This is a genomic window from Streptomyces sp. NPDC051976 (assembly GCF_040680795.1).
Lineage (GTDB): Bacteria > Actinomycetota > Actinomycetes > Streptomycetales > Streptomycetaceae > Actinacidiphila.
Genome location: NZ_JBFAXL010000022.1, coordinates 92,157 through 109,545 on the forward strand (window position 1 = coordinate 92,157; position 17,389 = coordinate 109,545).

Genomic DNA, 17,389 nt, shown 5'->3' on the forward strand with positions numbered 1-17,389 from the left:
GGGGCGGGGCCACACCGGGCCGCGCTCCCGCCACGGACGAGGGGAGGTCTTCGTGACGGCGGGGACGACGGATGCGGTGGAGGCCCGGCGAGTGCAGGGGCTGGTCGAGGCGCAGGAGAAGGCCATCGCGCTGTTCGCGGAGGTGGAGGCGCGGGGTCTGGTGGCGCCCGGCCGTGGTGAGCGGGAGGTCAGTGACCTGATCCGGGACCTGGCCAACGAGATGTTCGGCACCACCAAGCACTGGCACAAGCGGATCATCCGCTCCGGCCCGAACACCCTGGCGCCGTACCGCGACAATCCCCCGGACCGCGTCATCGGTGCCGACGACGTGGCGTTCGCGGACTTCGGCCCGATCTTCGAGGAGTACGAGGCGGACTTCGGCCGCACCTACGTCTTCGGCGAGGACCCCGACAAGCACCGTCTGCTCGCGGACCTGCCGCGGATCTTCGACGCAGGGCGGGCCTTCTTCGCCGCCGCCCCCGGCATCACCGGACGCGAGCTGCACGCGGAGGTAGCGCGGCTGGCCGCGGAGGCGGGCTGGGAACTCGGCATCTGGCACGCCGGCCACCTCGTCGGCGAGTTCCCCCACGAGACGAACGACGGCGCCAAGGCCGAGTCGTACATCACCCCCGAGAACGCCACCCCACTGCGCCGCACCGACCGCACCGGGCGGACGTGCCACTGGATCCTGGAACTCCACTTCGTCGATCGCGACCGGGGCTTCGGCGGGTTCTACGAGCAACTGCTCGACCTCGCCTGAGCCCTCCGCCCCGTGCGGGCGGGCGGACGGCTCAGCACGCGTAGCCCATCAACGCCTGTCCGCAGCCCTTCACACGGTCGCGAGGGACACCTCGGTCGCCTTGATGAGCGCCACCACCGGCGAACCGGCCGCCAGACCGAGGTCGGTGACCGCGTCCTTGGTGACCGCCGCGGTCAGTTCGCCGTCGTCCACCCGCACCTTGACGCTGGCCATGGCTCCGCCGGTGGCGACGTCGCTGACCGTGCCAGACAGCTGGTTGCGGATGGACAGCCCCTCCACGCGGGCGGTGGCGAGCGCGACCTCGGTGGACTTCACCATGGCGCGCACGGCGGAGCCCTCAGCGAGCCCCAGGTCCTTGACGGCGTCCACCGTGATCGCCGCGGTGAGGTGCTGGCCGCTGCCGAGGCGTACCTTCACCGTCGCCATCGCCTCACCAGCGGTGACGGCGGTGATGGTGCCGGGAATCTGGTTGCGGATGCTCAAGCTCATGACGGGCCGCCTCACGGAAGGGGGATAGGGCCGGATTTGCACACTTTGTGTCGCCTCTGAGTCCTTAAGCTATCCGGTGCGACGCCGCCCGTTCCGGACTCGGTCGCATCCGCCACCTGAGACTTCGCCAGAGCCTGGCAAATCAGCGAAGCCCGTCAACCCGGCGCACTTGGCTGCCGGCCCGGTGACCCACCGGCCGGAGTACGACCAGTCCGCAAAGGGTCGCGGCTACTCCCAGCCCATCCCGTGGACGCCGACGGAGCAGCGTGTGGTCAGCAGGTGCGCCGTGTGCGAGGAGTCGAGGAGCAGCGGGCGCAGGTCGAGCCGCTTCTCGGTGGTCCGCTCGCGGTAGTAGGCGTAGGCGTGGCGAGGGAGCGCCTCGCGGTGGAAGTAGACATGCAGGAGGTACTGGCGGGGGCTGACGCGGAAGACCCGCTCGTGGTACTGCGACGGGATTCTGCGGTCGCCGATGTCGAAGGTGTAGTCGACGACCGCCGTCTCGCCCCGTGCCAGGGGGCGCCCGAAGCCGATCTCGGCGACGACCGACTGGAGTTCGGGCTCGAAGCGCCGGCTGAGGATGGTGCCGCAGCGCGCCGCCATCTCCACGGAGGGAGTCTGCGGATCGTCGATGGCGTGATAGACCGTCAGCCGGTCGGCGCCGTCCTTCACCGAGCACACCACCTGGCTCACCGACAGGCTGGCGACGCAACCGTGCCGGTCGAGGCGGACGGACTCGTACACCGTCAGCGGCACGGTGTCCTCGTTGAAGTGCGTGAACTCGGCGCCCAGCAGCCGCTCGACCGCTGAACCGGCGTCGTACACCCGCCGCATGGCGGTCTCGGGATCGGCCGGGGGCGACAGCATCCGGCCACGCGGGCGCCGCGGGCCCAGCAAGTCGCGCAGCGCGCCCGCGGGCAGCGACGCGATGGCCTCGATCTCGCTGACCGCTCGCAGGGACTGCGCGCGCTCCGGCTGGCTGCGGCCGCGCTGCCAGTGGCTGAGAGTGACAGGGCTGATCTCGACGCCGCGTGCGGCCAGGTGGGCGTGCAGGCGCTGCAGCGTCAGCCCGCGCCGGTCCAGTGCCTCACGCAGGGCCGTCGCGAACGCCGAGGACGGGCCCGGTGCGGCCACCTTCGCGCCCTCTGCGCCTTGGGAGCCCGGCGCCGGGCCGCGGCCCTGCTGGTCGACCATGCGGCCTCCCTGAGCTGCGTGCATGGTCCCAGCCACCCTACCGGGCCATCAGCGGTACGGCGGTGTGTCCGTAACAGTTGTGCGGAGTTCTGTTAAATACTGCCCGGCCGAACACCCTTGTCAGAGTGAGGAGAAGGTCAAAGAATTCTGCCGCTGTCCTCCCGCGATCGGCTCAGCACTCACGCGACTGCCAGTGAAGAGGCGTCCATGCCCACCATGCTCCCGTTGAGAGAATCCACCGCGCGCGAGGCCACTGTGCGCTTTCGGGTGCCGGTCGCGCGGGAGGCGGTCGAAGGGGCGCGGCGGCGAGTCAGGGAGGTGCTCGCCGAATGGGGGATATCGGAGCGGGAGGATCTGTCGTACGACATCCAGTTGGTGCTCTCCGAATTGCTTTCCAACGCGATCGTCCACGGCAGCGGGCCGCTGAGCGTCGCGGTGCAGCGCGACAACGACCTTTTCATCGTGGAGGTCTTCGACGCGCACCGGGATATGCCGGTGGAGTCGGTGCCCGGCCCCGACGACGAAAGCAAGCGGGGTCTGGCCGTGGTGAAAGCGGTGGCCTACAGCCACGGCTGTGAACGCTATCCGCGCGGCAAGAGGTGCTGGGCCGTGCTGCGCGGGCGGTGACTCCTTCCGCGTGCAGTGCCGCTTTTCTCGCCTCGTCGATCGTGGAACTCTCCTTGGCCGTCAGCGTGTTCGACCTCTTCTCCGTCGGTATCGGGCCGTCGAGTTCGCATACGGTGGGCCCGATGCGTGCGGCGAAGCCCTTCGTGTGGTTGCTACGGGACAAGGGTTTTCTCGCCCACGTCATCCCGGGCGGCCGCACACCCGTCGGCTGGCGTCGGTAGGTCGACGGGCCGCGCGCACCCGGCGGTGGCACCTCCACCTGGGGGTGGAGAGGGGATTTCCACCTGGGACTCCACCCGGGGCTTGATCCGCTGACCTGGGCGTTTCCGTAGATTCGACGGTGTTGGGAATCGTCGCATCGCGTCTCGGAGGCGTCCGTCATGTCCGGTCTGGTCAATGCCCTGGTGATCGTCGCGGTCATTGGAGTGGTGATCGCCCGCCAGCTCCGTCCCCGCCAGGTCGCGGCTGGAGGGCGGTGGTGGCTCATCCCGGCGGTCCTCGTCGTGCTGGGCGTGCGGGACGGCGGCCTGATCGACCCCGCCCACCAGGAACTGGCGGTGGGGCTGCTCGCCGCGGAGCTGGTCGTGGGAGCGGCGATGGGTGTGGTCTGGGCGACCACCACCCGGATGTGGACCGAGGCCGACGGCACGGTGTGGTCCCAGGGCACCCGGGCCACGATCGTGGTGTGGGTGCTGGGCATAGCGATACGCATGGCCCTCTACGGCGTCGCGGCGGCAGTGGGCGTGCACCAGCACACCGGATCCATACTGCTCGCGGTGGGTGCCACCCTGCTGGTACGCGCCGGGGTGCTCATGTGGCGGGCCACGCACACGGAGCCGACGTACCGTACGGTCTCATGAGCAGCTGGACGACCTGGCCGTCCCGGGAGGCACTCTCCCGGGTGGGGCGGCCGCTGGCCCGGAAGGGTATCGGCCGTGCGCTGCGGCTGGTGTTCGTGGTCGGCGCGGTGTGGAGCGTCGCCACGAAGGCCGACCTGGACGCCTGGCAGACCGCCGGTGCGGTGGTCGGGGTGCTGGTGGCGTTCGCCGCCGTGTGGGCCTTCTTCCGGCTCACCCTGCGGCACCTGCTGTGGCCCGGGGTCGGCGTCGCGGTGCTGCTGATCGGCGGTGGCACCCTCGCCCACGCGCTGGGCGCCTCGCTCGCGGCGAGCTTCCTGTGGTGCGGCACCGCGGTGCTGGTCATCGAGCGGCTGCCACTGGCCGCGGGGGTTCCGCTGGCGGGGATCGCGCTGACCCAGTTCGGGTTGCTGGGCAGCGGCGACAACGCGCTGGTCGCCACCCTGACCTCGTTCGGGCTGGCGCTCGCGGGCTACACGGTACGGCTGGACGCCGAGGCGCGGGGCACCACTCATCGGCTGCTGGAGCAGGAGCGTGCGGCGCGGAAGGCGGAGGCGGAGACGGCGGCGCTGACCGAGCGGGCCAGGATCGCCCGGGAGATCCACGACGTGCTCGCGCACAGCCTGTCGGCGCAGACCGTCCACCTGGAGGCGACACGGTTGCTGATCGAGCGCGGCGCGGAGCCCGAGGTGGTCCTGGAGCGGGTGATCGCGGCCCGCAGGATGGCGCGCGAGGGGCTGGCGGAGACCCGGCAGGCGCTCTCCGCGCTGCGGGGTGACATGGCCCCGGTGGAGGACTTCCTGCGGGAGCTGGTGGCCTCCGAGGGCGCCCGGCTGGAGGTGGCGGGGGAGTCGCGCGGTCTGCCCGCGGAGGCCGGGCTGGCGGTGCGGCGGGTGGCGCAGGAGGCGATGACCAATGTGCGCAAGCACGCGCCGGGGGCGCGGGTGGCACTGCGGCTGGAGTACCGCCCGGACGAGGTGGAGCTGGAGTTCCGGGACTTCGGCGGCCGGGCGCCTGTGGATAACTCTCTGGGGGCGTCCGGGTCGGGCTACGGTCTTCGGGGGATGCGGGAGCGGGCCGAGCTGCTGGGCGGCGCGCTGGACGCCGGACCGGCCGAGGAGGGCTTCGTGGTGCGCTTGCGGGTGCCCGCGTGACGCGGGTGGTGGTCGCGGACGACCAGACGGTGGTGCGCGAAGGGATCGTGATGCTGCTGGGGCTGCTGCCCGACATCGAGGTGGTGGGGGCGGCGGCCGACGGGGAGGAGGCGGTGCGGCTGGTGGACGAGCACCGGCCGGAGGTGGTGCTGATGGACCTGCGGATGCCGCGGGTCGACGGGGTGGAGGCCACGCGCAGGATCCGCGCGCGGTTCCCGGGGACGCAGGTGGTGGTGCTGACCACCTTCGGGGACGACGACTCGCTGTTCCCGGCGCTGCGGGCCGGGGCGCGGGGATATCTGACCAAGGACGCGGGAGGGGAGGAGATCGCACGGGCCATCGCCGATGTGACCGCGGGCGGGGCGGGGCTGTCGCCGGCGGTGCAGAGCCGGGTGCTGGAGGCGCTGTCGCGGTCGGAACCGCAGCCGGCGGCCGGGGCCGAGGCGGACGCCGATGCCGAGGCGGCCAGGGGGAGCGGCGGAGTGCGGCGCGGCCGGACGCTGCCGGACGGGCTGACAGCGCGGGAGGCGGAGGTGCTGGCGCTGGTGGCCGACGGACTGTCCAACAGCGAGATCGCGGCGCGGCTCCAGGTGAGCATGGCCACGGTGAAGACGCACATCAACAACCTCTTCGCCAAGACCGGGGTGCGGGACCGAGCACAGGCGGTCGGATATGCATATAGGCACGGCATCACCTGATGGAGTGAACGGTTTGGTTTGTTGGACCTGGATCTTCCTATTCTGTCCATGCTTGGGCGCACGGCCGATCGGCCTGTGGAATGAGGAGAGTTCGGGTGGACGAGCACGACGGGGGCGACCCCGGGGTGCTGCGGGTGGACGACCCGTGGCAGGACGCGGCAGGTGCGGGTCTCTGGGTCCCGGATCAGGCGGCTCCCGTCATGGCGCGGACGGCCGCGGACGTGGAGCCGGACGACCGGTCGGCGGTGTACCTGGAGGTGCAGCGCAGTGCGGCGTTCCAGGAAGTGCGGGAGAGCTACCGGAGGTTCGTCCTCCCGGTCGTGGCCGGGTTCCTCGGCTGGTACCTGCTCTATGTGGTGGCGGCCATCTCGGCCCCGGCGCTGATGGCCCGTCGGGTGACCGGTGAGCTGAATGTGGCGATGGTCGCGGGACTGGCGCAGTTCGCGTCGACCTTCCTGCTGACCTGGGCCTACGCACGGCACGCGCGGCTGCGGCGGGACCGGGCGGCGCTGGACCTGCGGTGGACGCTGGCCACCAGGACCGGACAGGAGCGGGTGCGGTGACCGGGCGGCCATTCGGCGCGGTGGTGCTGGCGCAGGGAGCCGGCGAGCACCAGGGGCTGGCGATCGTGCTGTTCACGCTCTTCGTCTCGGTGACGCTGGCGATCACCGCGTGGGCGGGGCGGCGGCGCAGTTCGTCGGTGGAGTTCTTCGCCGGGGGACGGCTGTTCTCGCCGCTGGAGAACGGGTTCGCGATCGCGGGCGACTACATGTCCGCGGCGTCCTTCCTCGGCATCTCCGGGCTGATCGCGCTCTTCGGCTACGACGGCCTGCTGTACTCCGTGGGCTTCCTGGTCGCGTGGCTGGTGGTGCTCATGCTGGTCGCCGAACTGGTGCGCAACTGCGGTCGGTACACGCTGGCCGACGTGCTGTCCGCCCGGATGAGGCAGCGGCCGGTGCGGATCGCGGCCGGGACCTCGTCGGTGGTGGTCTCGATCCTCTACCTGGTGGCGCAGATGGTCGGCGCGGGCAGCCTGGTCGGGCTGCTGCTCGGCGGGCAGAGCGCCGCCGCCCGCACCTGGACGGTGGTGGGCGTCGGGGCACTGATGGTGTTCTACGTGTCCTTCGGCGGGATGCGGGCCACCACCTGGATCCAGATCGTCAAGACGGTGCTGCTGATCGGCGGCGCGATCACGCTGACCGTGATGGTCCTGGTGCGCTTCCACGGCAATCCCGACGATCTGCTGCGGTCGGCGGCGGCGGGCAGCGGGCACGGTGACGCGTTCCTCTCGCCCGGGCTGAAGTACGGCGGCAGTTGGACCTCACGGCTGGACTTCATCAGCCTCGGTCTGGCGCTGGTGCTCGGCACCGCCGGGCTGCCGCACATCCTGTCGCGCTTCTACACGGTGCCGACGGCGCGTTCCGCCCGCCGCTCGGTGATCTGGGCGATCGCGCTGATCGGGTCCTTCTACCTGATGACGATCGTGCTCGGGTTCGGCGCGGCGGCCGTCGTTGGCAGCGACACCGTCCGGGCGTCGAACGCGGCGGGCAACACCGCGGTGCCGCTGCTGGCCGAGATCCTGGGCGGCGGGGCGGGTACGACGGGCGGCACCGTGCTCTTCGCCGTCGTCGGGGCGGTGGCCTTCGCGACGATCCTGGCCGTGGTCGCGGGCATCACCCTGGCGTCCTCCGCCTCCGTCGCCCATGACCTCTACGCCACGCTGCGCCGCCCCGCCCCGCAGGGACGGCACGGCAGGCGGGCAGAGGCAGGGGCGGACGCCCAACCGAGCGAGACGGAAGGGGAGATGGAGCAGGACGAGGTACGGGTGGCACGGCTGGCCGCGGTGGGCATCGGCGCGGTGGCGATCGGGCTGAGCCTGTTCGCGCAGGGCCAGAACATCGCCTTCCTCGTCGGGCTGGCCTTCGCCGTCGCCGCGTCGGCCAATCTGCCCGCGCTGCTGTACTCGCTGTTCTGGCACCGGTTCACCACCCGGGGCGCGGTCTGGGCGATCTACGGCGGCCTCGTACCGGCGCTGCTGCTCGTGCTGCTGTCGCCGGTCATCTCCGGCAGCCCCGAAGCGCTCTTCCCCGGCGTGGACTTCCACTTCTTCCCGCTGGAGAACCCCGGGCTGGTCTCGATCCCGCTCGGGTTCCTGGCGGGCTGGCTCGGCACCGTGCTGTCGCCGGAGAAGGCGGACGAGGGCAGGTTCGCGCAGACGGAGGTGCGGGCGCTCACCGGCGCCGGAGCGGTGTGAGGCACCGGCGCCGCGCGCACCCGGCCGATACGCCCGTCACGCCGTCCGCGCCCAGGCGTAGAGATGCTCGGGGCGGCCGGTGTCGCCGTACTTGAGGGTCAGGCTGAGGCGGCCCGCCTGCTCCAGGTACTTCAGATAGCGCTGGGCGGTGGAGCGGCTGAGCCCGGCGCGTTCGGCGACCTCCTGCGCGGACAGCGGGCGGCCCGACTCGTGCAGGACGCGGCGGATGAGGTCGGCGGTCGGCGCGGAGTGGCCCTTGGGCAGTTCGGCGGAGGCCGCACCCGCGGTGCGCAGGGCGCCGAAGATCCGGTCGACCTGCTCCTGCCCGGCCTCGCCGGCGCCGCCGACCCCGTCCAGGGTGCGGCGCAGCGTGGCGTAGCCGTCGAGCTTGGCCCGCAGCCCCGCGAAGCTGAACGGCTTGACCAGGTACTGCAGCGCGCCCAGCCGCATCGCCGCCTGCACGGTGGAGACATCGCGCGCCGCCGTCACCATGATCACGTCGGCGTGGTGCCCGTGCTGCCGCATCCTGCGCACCAGAGTGAGCCCGGTCTCGTCCGGCAGATAGTGGTCGAGCAGCACCAGGTCGACCGGGGTGCGCTCCAGCACCGCCAGCGCGTGGGCGGCGGTGTGGGCACGCCCGGCCACCCGGAAGCCCGGCACCTTGCCCACATACGCCGAGTTGATCTCGGCGACGCGGAAATCGTCGTCGACCACCAGCACGTCGATCATCGCGACACCCCTGTCCTTCCCGCCCCGGACCCGGCGGGAACACCCGCCGCCGTCCCCGTATCGACACCCGTGACCACGCCTGAACGCGCCCCGGCCCGCGCCCCCGCCCCCGCTCCTGCCAGTTCGCGGGCCGCCAGTGCCTCGGGCAGCACCACGGTGAACACCGCGCCGCCACCCGCCCGCGCCGTGACGCGGGCGAGCCCGCCGTACCGTTCCGCGAGCCGCCGTACCAGCGCGAGACCGAGACCGCGTCCCCGGTGCGGCGGCGGCTCCTTGGTGGACCAGCCCTCGGTGAAGATCTGGTCGCGCATCTCCGGCGGCACCCCGGGACCGGTGTCGCTGACCCGCAGCAGCACGGTGGTGCCGCGCTCCGCGGCGCGTTCGCCCGCGCCGTCCGCCGTACGCCAGCCCGCCGCGCCGCCGTCCTCCGCGCGCAGCTCGACCTCGACGAACGGCTCGGCCGTACCCCGCGCCGCCGCCGCGTCCAGCGCGTTGTCGAGGAGGTTGCCGAGGACGGTCACCAGGTCGCGCGGGTCGACCACCCGGTCGGGCAGCAGGGTGTTCGGCGAGATCCGCAGGCTGACCCCGCGCTCCGCGGCGATGGCGGCCTTGCCGACCAGCAGGGCCGACAGCAGCGGGTCGCGCACCCGGTCCGCGATCTCCTCCGCCGACGCCCGGTGGGTGTCGGCGACCTCCGCCACGAAGCCCACCGCCTCGTCGTGCAGCCCCAGTTCCAGCATCCCGAGCAGGGTGTGCAGCCGGTTGGCGTGCTCGTGGTCCTGGGCGCGCAGGGCGTCGAGCAGACCGTGGGTGGAGTCGAGTTCGCGGCCGAGCAGTTCCAGCTCGGTACGGTCGCGCAGGGTGACCACGGCGCCGCCGTCGCCGGTCGGCATCCGGTTGGCGACCAGCACCCGGCCGCCGCTGACGGTCAGCAGGTCCGCGCCCTCGACCCGCCCGGCCAGCACGTCCGTGGTCCTGCCCGGTGGCAGCACCTCGTCCAGCGGCAGCCCAATGGCGTCGCCGCCGAGGCCGAGCAGCCGCTGCGCCTCGTCGTTGACCAGCCGGATCAGCCCCTGCCGGTCGAGTGCCACCACACCCTCGCGGATGCCGTGCAGCATCGCCTCGCGCTCGTCCAGCAGCGCGGAGATGTCGCCGAAGGCCAGCCCGTGGGTGCGCCGCTGCAGCCGCCGCGAGACGCCGAACGCCGCCACCACGCCCACCGCGAGCGCGGCGCCCGCGTACAGCAGCAGACCGGGGACCGCGCTGAACAACCAGCCACGGACGTCGGTGTAGGCGATGCCGACCGAGACGGCGCCCACGATCCGGCCGTCACGGTCGCGCAGCGGCACCTTGCCGCGGGCGCTGCGGCCCAGCGTGCCGCTGTCGATCTGCCGGATCTCCTCGCCGCCCAGCGGCGCGCTGGGGTCGGTGGAGACATGCTCGCCGATCCTGGCGGGCTCGGTGTGCGAGTAACGGGTGCCGTGCAGGTCCATCACCACGACGTACTCGGCGCCGGTGGCCAGCCGGACCTGCTCGGCGGCGGCCTGCACGGGCCCGTCCGGCGTGGGCCGGGAGGTCAGCAGGTCGTCGGCGATCCGCGGGTCCGCCGCCACGGTCTGCGCGATCGACAGCGCCCTGCGCATCGCCTGGTCGTCGAGCTGCTTGCTCAGCGGCGCCAGGAAGAGCGCGGTGGCCAGCACCGTGACTCCGGCAGTGATCGCGACCTGCATCAGCAGGACCTGCGCGGACACGCGGCGCGGCCACTTGATCCGCATGGAGGGCTCCCTCGGTACGCGCCCGGTCCGGCGCCGGCGTCGTTGTCGTCCCCCGGTTGTCAACGCAACGTAATCGCCGCCGGGCCGGATGCCCAGGGTCCGTTTCGCTTTCGTTGTGCGGCGGCGGGCAAAACGAGCAGAAGCCCGGCTTGTGCGCAGAAGGCGCCTTGCGCCCACAAGACTGCCGCGGGACCGCCGACCGCTCCTAACGTCCCCCGCCATGAGCAGCGAAACGAGCCCCGCCATCGAGCTGCGGGGGGCGAGCAAGGCGTTCAGGACACCGTCCGGCGCACTGCACACCGCCGTGAGGGATCTTGACCTGACCGTGGAGCGCGGCGAGTTCGTCGCGGTCGTCGGACCGACGGGCTGCGGCAAGTCCACGACGCTGACGCTGGTCAGCGGCCTGGAGGAGCCGACCGAGGGCGAGGTGCTGGTGGCCGGGGAGCCGGTCAGGGGCATCGGCGCCGACGTCGGCTTCGTCTTCCAGCAGGACGCCGTCTTCCCGTGGCGGACCGTGCTGTCCAACGTCATGGCGGGCCCGCGCTTCCGCGGCGTCCCCATGGCGGACGCCAGGGAGCGGGCCCGCGAGTGGCTGGCCCGGGTGGGCCTGTCCGCCTTCGAGGACCGCTACCCGCACCAGCTCTCCGGCGGCCAGCGCAAGCGCGTCGCGCTCGCCGCGACCTTCGTCAACGACCCCGACATCCTGCTGATGGACGAGCCCTTCTCGGCGCTCGACGTGCAGACCAGGGCGCTGATGTCCGACCAGCTCCTGGAGCTGTGGGCCGGTACCGGCTCCTCCGTCGTCTTCGTGACGCACGACCTGGAGGAGTCCATCGCGCTGGCCGACAAGGTCGTGGTCATGACCGCGGGACCGGCCACCGTCAAGGAGGTCTTCACCATCGACCTGCCGCGCCCGCGCAAGGTCGAGGAGGTACGGCTGGAGCCGCGCTTCGTGGAGATCTACCGGGAGATCTGGTCCTCCCTCGGCGAAGAGGTCCGCATCACCCGCGAGAGGGGAACCGGCAATGCCGCCTGAGACCACCACACCCGGCACCACCACACCCGGCACCACCGCACCCGGCGCGAGCAAGCCCGGCACCACCGAGCCCGGCACCACCCGGCCCGGCACCACCGCCTCCGCGCGCCCCGCCGACGCCCCGCTTCCCGTCCCCGGCGGCCGTACCAAGGAGCGCGCCCGCGCCGCCCGCCAGCGCAAGGTGCTGGTGTACGCCAGCCGCCTGCTGGTGCTGGTCGCGGTGCTCGGCCTGTGGGAGTGGTTCGCCCGCACCGGCGTCATCGACCCGTTCAACTTCTCCATGCCGACCAAGATCTGGGACCAGATCAGGGAGTGGGCACAGCACGGCACCGCGCAGGGCTCCCTGTGGGAGCAGATCTGGTACACGCTCTACGAGGCCCTGTTCGGCTGGATCATCGGCGTTCTCGCCGGTGTGCTGCTGGGCATCGTGCTCGGCCGGGTGCGCTTCCTCGCCGATGTCTTCGGCCCCTACGTCAAGGTGCTCAACGCGCTGCCGCGGATCGTGCTGGCGCCGATCTTCCTGATCTGGTTCGGCCTCGGCCCCGCGTCCAAGGTCGCCTCGGCCGTGGTGCTGGTCTTCTTCCCGGTCTTCTTCAACGCCTTCCAGGGCGCCCGTGAGGTGGACCGCAACCTGGTCGCCAACGCCCGCATCCTCGGCGCGAGCAACCGCCAGGTGACCGCCCAGGTCGTCATCCCGTCGGCCACCTCGTGGATCTTCACCAGCCTGCACGTCAGCTTCGGCTTCGCGCTGATCGGCGCGATCGTCGGCGAGTACATCGGCGCCACCAAGGGCCTCGGGCTGCTGGTCTCCGCCTCCCAGGGCACCTTCAACGCGGCCGGTGTCTACGCGGCCATGGTGATCCTCGCGGTGGTCGCCCTGCTCGCCGAGGGGCTGCTCACCTTCCTGGAGAAGCGGATCTTCCGCTGGAAGCCCGCCGACTCGGCCGAGACCCGCTGAGTCCCGGCCTCATCTCCCGCCCCACCCCTCCCTCCTCTTCCGAAGGACACCCACATGCGCAGCATTGCCAGAATCCCGGCGGTCGTGGTCGCCGGGGCGCTCGCCCTCACCACCCTCACCGCCTGCGGCGGCGGCGCGTCCGCCTCCGGCAAGGACGACGGCAAGGTCAAGATCATGGTGGGCGGCCTCGACAAGGTCATCTACATGCCCGCGATGCTCACCCAGCGGCTGGGCTACTTCAAGGCCGAGGGCCTGGACGTGACGCTGCTGACCGAGCCCGCCGGTGTGCAGGCCACGACCTCGCTGGTCTCCGGTGACGTCCAGGGCGTCGTCGGCTTCTACGACCACACGCTCGACCTGCAGACCAAGGGCAAGCAGATCGAGTCGGTCGTGCAGCTCGCACAGGCGCCCGGCGAGGTCGAGGTGGTCTCCAACGACGCCGCGGGCGACATCGCCTCCGCCAAGGACTTCAAGGGCAAGAAGCTCGGGGTGACCGGCCTCGGCTCCTCCACCGACTTCCTGACCAAGTACCTGGCGGTCAACAACGGCCTGAAGACCAGCGACTTCACCCCGGTGGCCGTCGGCGCGGGCCAGACCTTCATCTCGGCGCTCAAGCAGGGCGCGATCCACGGCGGCATGACCACCGACCCGACGGTCGCGCAGATCATCGACAAGGGCATCGGCAAGGTGCTCTACGACATGCGCACCCCCGAGGGCTCCAAGGCCGCGCTCGGCGGCCTCTACCCGTCCTCCAGCCTCTACCTGAACACCGACTGGGTGAACGGCCACAAGGAGACGGTGCAGAAGCTCGCCAACGCCTTCGTCAAGACGCTCAAGTGGATGTCCACGCACAGCCCGCAGGAGATCGCGGCCAAGATGCCCGCGGACTACGCACAGGGCGGCGCCGACCTCTACGCCCAGTCGATCAAGAGCACGCTGCCGATGTTCACCACCGACGGCGTGATGCCCGCCGACGGGCCGCAGACCGTACTGAACGTGCTCAAGGCGTTCAACCCGAACCTGCAGCACGCCACGGTCGACCTGAACAAGACCTACACCACGGAGTTCGTGAAGAAGGCGTCCTGACGCCCGGCTCCTGACGGGCCCCCACTCAGTGGCGGCCCTCGTCCGCCCCCCGGGCCCACGCGACCTCCGTGAAGCGCGTGATCTCCATCCGGGCGGGTGTGCCGAGGGCCGCTCCGCAGCTCTCCGGGCGCGGCGGCAGCGAGGCGGCCTGCGCCACGGCCACCTCCCACTCGCGGCCGTCGAGGTGCCCCACCCGTACCGTCCAGGACGGCGCCGCGCCCTCGGTCCGGGTCACCGCGACCGCGCCCGCCCGGTCCTCACCGGTCAGCGCGCGGACCACCAGCTCCGCGGCCTGCCCCGGCCGCTCCCAGGTCGACCGCCCGCGGCAGCCGTCCAGCACCATCCGCCCGTCCCGCGCCGCCTCCAGCACGCCCTTGGCGAGATGGGAGTCGACCCGGCCGTACGTGTAGCCGTAGGGGAGTACGAGCATGGTCGGCGCGAAACGGTGGCCGCCCAGATGCGTCGTCTCCCACACCTCGCTGCCGCCCGAGGCGGCCAACTCCTGGGCCAGCGGCCGCCCGAGCACGGCGCAGCAGCGGTCCCGGGTGCCGTTGGTGCACACCAGCGCCAGCGGCGGCCCGTCGTACGCGCTCCCGAACCCGCCGTGCGCGCCCGCGCCCAGCGCCGCGAAGTCCAGCGCCGTCAGCTCCGCCGGGTCGCCGGTCTCGGCGGTACGGATCCAGTCGGCGCCGGGCGCGGTGTGCGCCGCGTACACCCGGTGCCGTGTCGGCCGGTGCAGGTCGGCGTGCCTTCCCGGCCGCCGGATCAGCCCGACCCGCACCCCGGTGCCTTCGGCGAGCCGCTCCAACTCCCGCCCCACCGCGTGCTCCAGCCGGCTGCCCGTCAGCGCCTTGGCGCCCCAGGGCCCCGGCTGCTCGACGAACAGCCAGGTCCGGGCGACCGCGGCCGTGGCGGCCACGGTCTCCCCACACTCCACCGACGCCGTGGTACAGGTCATCACCCGCCCGAGCCTAACGGGCCCGGCGGCGTCGTCCCGCGCCCAGGCCGCCCTAGGGCCTGTCCGGCGGATCACGAACGGCCCCTTCGGTGTCTGGCACGCTCCCCCAGACTCCGTCCGGGGGTGCCCCCGCCGCCGCGTTGCCGAAATGCCCAAATAGCTCCGCCATGAGGACACTTGGGGGCACCTCCCAGCGTTAGCTGGGGGAGCCTTGCGGTCGCACGCTCCCCCAGACTCCGTCCGGGGGTGCCCCCAGACACCGCCTGGGCCGCCCATGATCCGCCGGAAAGGCCCTACACCGGGCCCGCGACCACCGCCACCTGCTTCGCCAGCGGGACACCCGAGCCGTCACGGCGCGGGTCCTTCGGCGGAAGCTCGGCGGGGGTGCCGGTCGCGGTGGCCGCGCGGGCGGGCGCGGGGCCCGCCCAGGCGAGCAGCAGGCCGGTCTCGCCGCGCAGGAACCGCTGGCAGCGGACACCGCCGGTGGCACGGCCCTTGCGGGGGTACTGCTCGAACGGGGTGAGCTTGGCGGTGCCCTCGGCCGCGTCGTCCAGCGTGCCCTCGGAGCGGGCGACGGTGAAGACCACCGCGTCGACCGCCGGGTCGACCGCGGTGAAGGAGATCACCTTCGCGCCGTCGGCCAGCTTGATGCCCGCCATGCCGCCCGCCGGGCGGCCCTGCGGGCGGACCTGGGAGGCGGGGTAGCGCAGCAGCTGGGCGTCGTCGGTGATGAAGACCAGGTCCTCCTCGCCGGTGCGCAGCTCGACCGCGCCGACCACCCGGTCGCCGTCCTTGAGGCCGATGACCTCCAGGTCGTCCTTGTTCGCCGGGTAGTCGGGCACGACGCGCTTGACCACGCCCTGCTCGGTGCCGAGCGCGAGACCCGGCGAGGACTCGTCGAGCGTGGTGAGGCAGAGCACCTGCTCGCCGTCCTCCAGCGACAGGAACTCCGACAGCGCGGCGCCGCCGGCCAGCGACGGGGTGCCCGCGGTGTCCGGCAGCATCGGCAGGTCGATGACGGTCAGCCGCAGCAGCCGGCCCGCCGACGTCACCGCGCCCACGTCCGCCCGCGCGGTGGTCGGCACCGCGGAGACGATCACGTCGTGCCGGGCACGCTTGCCGCCGCCGTCGGTGAAGTCCGCGCCGTTGACGGTACGGGCCAGCAGGCCGGTCGAGGAGAGCAGCACCCGGCACGGGTCGTCGGCCACTTCCAGCGGCACCGCGGAGACCGGCGCGCCCGCCGACTCCAGCAGGACCGTGCGCCGCTCGGTGCCGTACTGCTTGGCGACCGCGGCCAGTTCGGCCGAGACCATCTTGCGCAGCTCGGCGTCGGACTCCAGGATCCGGGTCAGCTCGGCGATCTCCGCGTCGAGCCGGTCGCGCTCGGACTCCAGCTCGATCCGGTCGAAGCGGGTCAGCCGCCGCAGCGGGGTGTCCAGGATGTACTGCGTCTGGATCTCGGACAGCCCGAAGCGCTCCATCAGGCCGGTCTTGGCCGCCGCCGCGTTGTCACTGGCCCGGATGATGGCGATGACCTCGTCGATGTCGACGAGCGCCACCAGCAGGCCGTCCACCAGGTGCAGCCGGTCGCGGCGCTTGGTGCGGCGGTACTCGCTGCGCCGCCTGACGACCTCGAAGCGGTGGTCGACATAGACCTCCAGCAGCTCCTTGAGGCCGAGGGTGAGCGGCTGACCGTCCACCAGGGCCACGTTGTTGATGCCGAAGGAGTCCTCCATCGGCGTCAGCTTGTAGAGCTGCTCCAGCACGGCCTCGGGGTTGAAGCCGTTCTTGATCTCGATGACCAGCCGCAGGCCGTGCTCGCGGTCGGTGAGGTCCTTGACGTCGGCGATGCCCTGCAGCTTCTTGGAGCCGACCGCGTCCTTGATCTTCGCGATCACCTTCTCCGGGCCGACGGTGAAGGGCAGTTCGGTGACCACCAGGCCCTTGCGGCGCGGCGTCACGTCCTCGACGGACACGGTGGCGCGGATCTTGAAGGTGCCGCGGCCCGTCTCGTACGCGTCGCGGATGCCGGACAGGCCGATGATCCGGCCGCCGGTCGGCAGGTCGGGGCCCGGCACATGGCGCATCAGGGCGTCGAGGTCCGCGTTGGGGTAGCGGATCAGGTGCCGGGCCGCGGCGATGACCTCGCCCAGGTTGTGCGGCGGCATGTTGGTGGCCATGCCGACCGCGATCCCGGACGAGCCGTTGACCAGCAGGTTGGGGTAGGCGGAGGGCAGAACGGCGGGTTCCTGCTCCTGGCCGTCGTAGTTGGGGGCGAAGTCGACGGTGTCCTCGTCGATCGACTCCACCATGAGCTGCGCCGGGCCGGACATCCGGGCCTCGGTGTAGCGCATCGCGGCCGGCAGGTCGTCCAGCGAACCGAAGTTGCCGTGTCCGTCGACCAGCGGTAGCCGCTGTGAGAACGGCTGCGCCATCCGCACCATGGCGTCGTAGATCGAGGAGTCGCCGTGCGGGTGCAGCTTGCCCATCACCTCGCCGACGACGCGGGCACACTTCACGAAGCCCCGGTCGGGGCGCAGGCCCATCTCGTTCATCTGGTAGACGATGCGGCGGTGCACCGGCTTCATGCCGTCGCGGGCGTCGGGCAGGGCGCGCGAGTAGATGACCGAGTAGGCGTACTCGAGGAAGGAGCCCTGCATCTCGTCCACGACATCGATATCGAGGATGCGCTCCTCGAAATCGTCGGGCGGCGGGGTCTTCGTGGTGCGGCGGGCCATCTCGGCGCTGCTCCTTCGTCTGGACCTGGCGGGCTTGCGGGTGGTGCGGACCGCCGCGGACGGCTGCGGCGGGACCTGC

16 protein-coding genes and 1 pseudogene are annotated in these 17,389 nt (G+C 72.0%); 11 read left to right on the forward strand and 6 right to left on the reverse strand.

Features of this window, described 5'->3' with window-relative positions:
• Positions 1–52: 52 nt before the first annotated feature.
• Positions 53–760 (forward strand): M24 family metallopeptidase, encoded by a 708-nt coding sequence (locus AB0M29_RS22190; RefSeq protein WP_365385023.1) that lies wholly within the window; start codon positions 53–55, stop codon positions 758–760.
• Positions 761–829: 69 nt separating this feature from the next.
• Here AB0M29_RS22190 and AB0M29_RS22195 read toward each other — a convergent pair whose 3' ends face one another.
• Together AB0M29_RS22195 and AB0M29_RS22200 are read right to left on the reverse strand one after the other, a co-directional pair.
• Entirely contained in the window at positions 830–1,249 is a 420-nt protein-coding gene (locus tag AB0M29_RS22195) for a TOBE domain-containing protein (RefSeq protein ID WP_365385025.1), read from the reverse strand.
• Positions 1,250–1,477: 228 nt separating this feature from the next.
• The gene (locus AB0M29_RS22200; RefSeq protein WP_365385027.1) at positions 1,478–2,440 is read right to left on the reverse strand and encodes a hypothetical protein; all 963 of its coding nucleotides are present in this window, start codon (positions 2,438–2,440) and stop codon (positions 1,478–1,480) included.
• 207 nt (positions 2,441–2,647) lie between these two features.
• Between AB0M29_RS22200 and AB0M29_RS22205 the strand changes: the two genes are divergently transcribed.
• The 7 genes and pseudogenes from AB0M29_RS22205 to AB0M29_RS22235 all read left to right on the forward strand — a co-directional run bounded on the left by AB0M29_RS22205 (position 2,648) and on the right by AB0M29_RS22235 (position 8,030).
• The gene (locus tag AB0M29_RS22205; protein ID WP_365385029.1) at positions 2,648–3,067 is read left to right on the forward strand and encodes an ATP-binding protein; all 420 of its coding nucleotides are present in this window, start codon (positions 2,648–2,650) and stop codon (positions 3,065–3,067) included.
• Between the two features lie 53 nt (positions 3,068–3,120).
• Positions 3,121–3,246, forward strand: a pseudogene (locus AB0M29_RS22210) (serine dehydratase beta chain); the annotation flags it as partial.
• A 201-nt stretch (positions 3,247–3,447) separates the two neighbouring features.
• Positions 3,448–3,927 (forward strand): DUF1453 domain-containing protein, encoded by a 480-nt coding sequence (locus AB0M29_RS22215; RefSeq protein WP_365385031.1) that lies wholly within the window; start codon positions 3,448–3,450, stop codon positions 3,925–3,927.
• On the forward strand, positions 3,924–5,078 hold the full coding sequence (locus AB0M29_RS22220; protein WP_365385033.1) for a histidine kinase: 1,155 nt from the start codon (positions 3,924–3,926) through the stop codon (positions 5,076–5,078). The genes AB0M29_RS22215 and AB0M29_RS22220 overlap by 4 nt, the downstream gene beginning before the upstream one ends.
• Positions 5,075–5,776, forward strand: a complete 702-nt coding sequence (locus AB0M29_RS22225) for a response regulator transcription factor (RefSeq protein WP_365385034.1) — start codon at positions 5,075–5,077, stop codon at positions 5,774–5,776. Before AB0M29_RS22220 ends, AB0M29_RS22225 begins: the two co-directional genes overlap by 4 nt.
• A gap of 95 nt (positions 5,777–5,871) precedes the next feature.
• Entirely contained in the window at positions 5,872–6,339 is a 468-nt protein-coding gene (locus tag AB0M29_RS22230; protein ID WP_365385036.1) for a DUF485 domain-containing protein, read from the forward strand.
• A complete protein-coding gene (locus AB0M29_RS22235; protein ID WP_365385038.1) occupies positions 6,336–8,030 on the forward strand; it encodes a cation acetate symporter in 1,695 nt (564 codons plus the stop codon). Before AB0M29_RS22230 ends, AB0M29_RS22235 begins: the two co-directional genes overlap by 4 nt.
• A gap of 36 nt (positions 8,031–8,066) precedes the next feature.
• On the opposite strand, the gene AB0M29_RS22240 is transcribed toward AB0M29_RS22235, so the two are convergent.
• Both AB0M29_RS22240 and AB0M29_RS22245 read right to left on the reverse strand, forming a co-directional pair.
• Entirely contained in the window at positions 8,067–8,759 is a 693-nt protein-coding gene (locus AB0M29_RS22240) for a response regulator (protein WP_365385040.1), read from the reverse strand.
• On the reverse strand, positions 8,756–10,534 hold the full coding sequence (locus AB0M29_RS22245; protein ID WP_365385042.1) for a sensor histidine kinase: 1,779 nt from the start codon (positions 10,532–10,534) through the stop codon (positions 8,756–8,758). The genes AB0M29_RS22240 and AB0M29_RS22245 overlap by 4 nt, the downstream gene beginning before the upstream one ends.
• A gap of 220 nt (positions 10,535–10,754) precedes the next feature.
• On the opposite strand from AB0M29_RS22245, the gene AB0M29_RS22250 reads away from it, so the two are divergent.
• The 3 genes from AB0M29_RS22250 to AB0M29_RS22260 are packed head-to-tail and all read left to right on the forward strand — an operon-like array spanning position 10,755 to position 13,614.
• Positions 10,755–11,570 carry an ABC transporter ATP-binding protein gene (locus AB0M29_RS22250; protein WP_365385044.1) on the forward strand — a complete coding sequence of 272 codons (816 nt, stop codon included), beginning with the start codon at positions 10,755–10,757 and terminating at the stop codon, positions 11,568–11,570.
• The gene (locus AB0M29_RS22255; RefSeq protein WP_365385046.1) at positions 11,560–12,528 is read left to right on the forward strand and encodes an ABC transporter permease; all 969 of its coding nucleotides are present in this window, start codon (positions 11,560–11,562) and stop codon (positions 12,526–12,528) included. The genes AB0M29_RS22250 and AB0M29_RS22255 overlap by 11 nt, the downstream gene beginning before the upstream one ends.
• Positions 12,529–12,582: 54 nt before the next feature.
• The gene (locus AB0M29_RS22260) at positions 12,583–13,614 is read left to right on the forward strand and encodes an ABC transporter substrate-binding protein (protein WP_365385048.1); all 1,032 of its coding nucleotides are present in this window, start codon (positions 12,583–12,585) and stop codon (positions 13,612–13,614) included.
• Between the two features lie 25 nt (positions 13,615–13,639).
• Here the strand turns inward: AB0M29_RS22260 and AB0M29_RS22265 are convergent, their stop codons facing one another.
• Complete coding sequence (locus tag AB0M29_RS22265) at positions 13,640–14,575, reverse strand: sucrase ferredoxin (protein ID WP_365385050.1); 936 nt, start codon at positions 14,573–14,575, stop codon at positions 13,640–13,642.
• 290 nt (positions 14,576–14,865) lie between these two features.
• Positions 14,866–17,310, reverse strand: coding sequence for a DNA topoisomerase IV subunit A (locus AB0M29_RS22270; RefSeq protein WP_365385052.1), 2,445 nt, complete (start codon positions 17,308–17,310; stop codon positions 14,866–14,868).
• Positions 17,311–17,389: the final 79 nt, after the last annotated feature.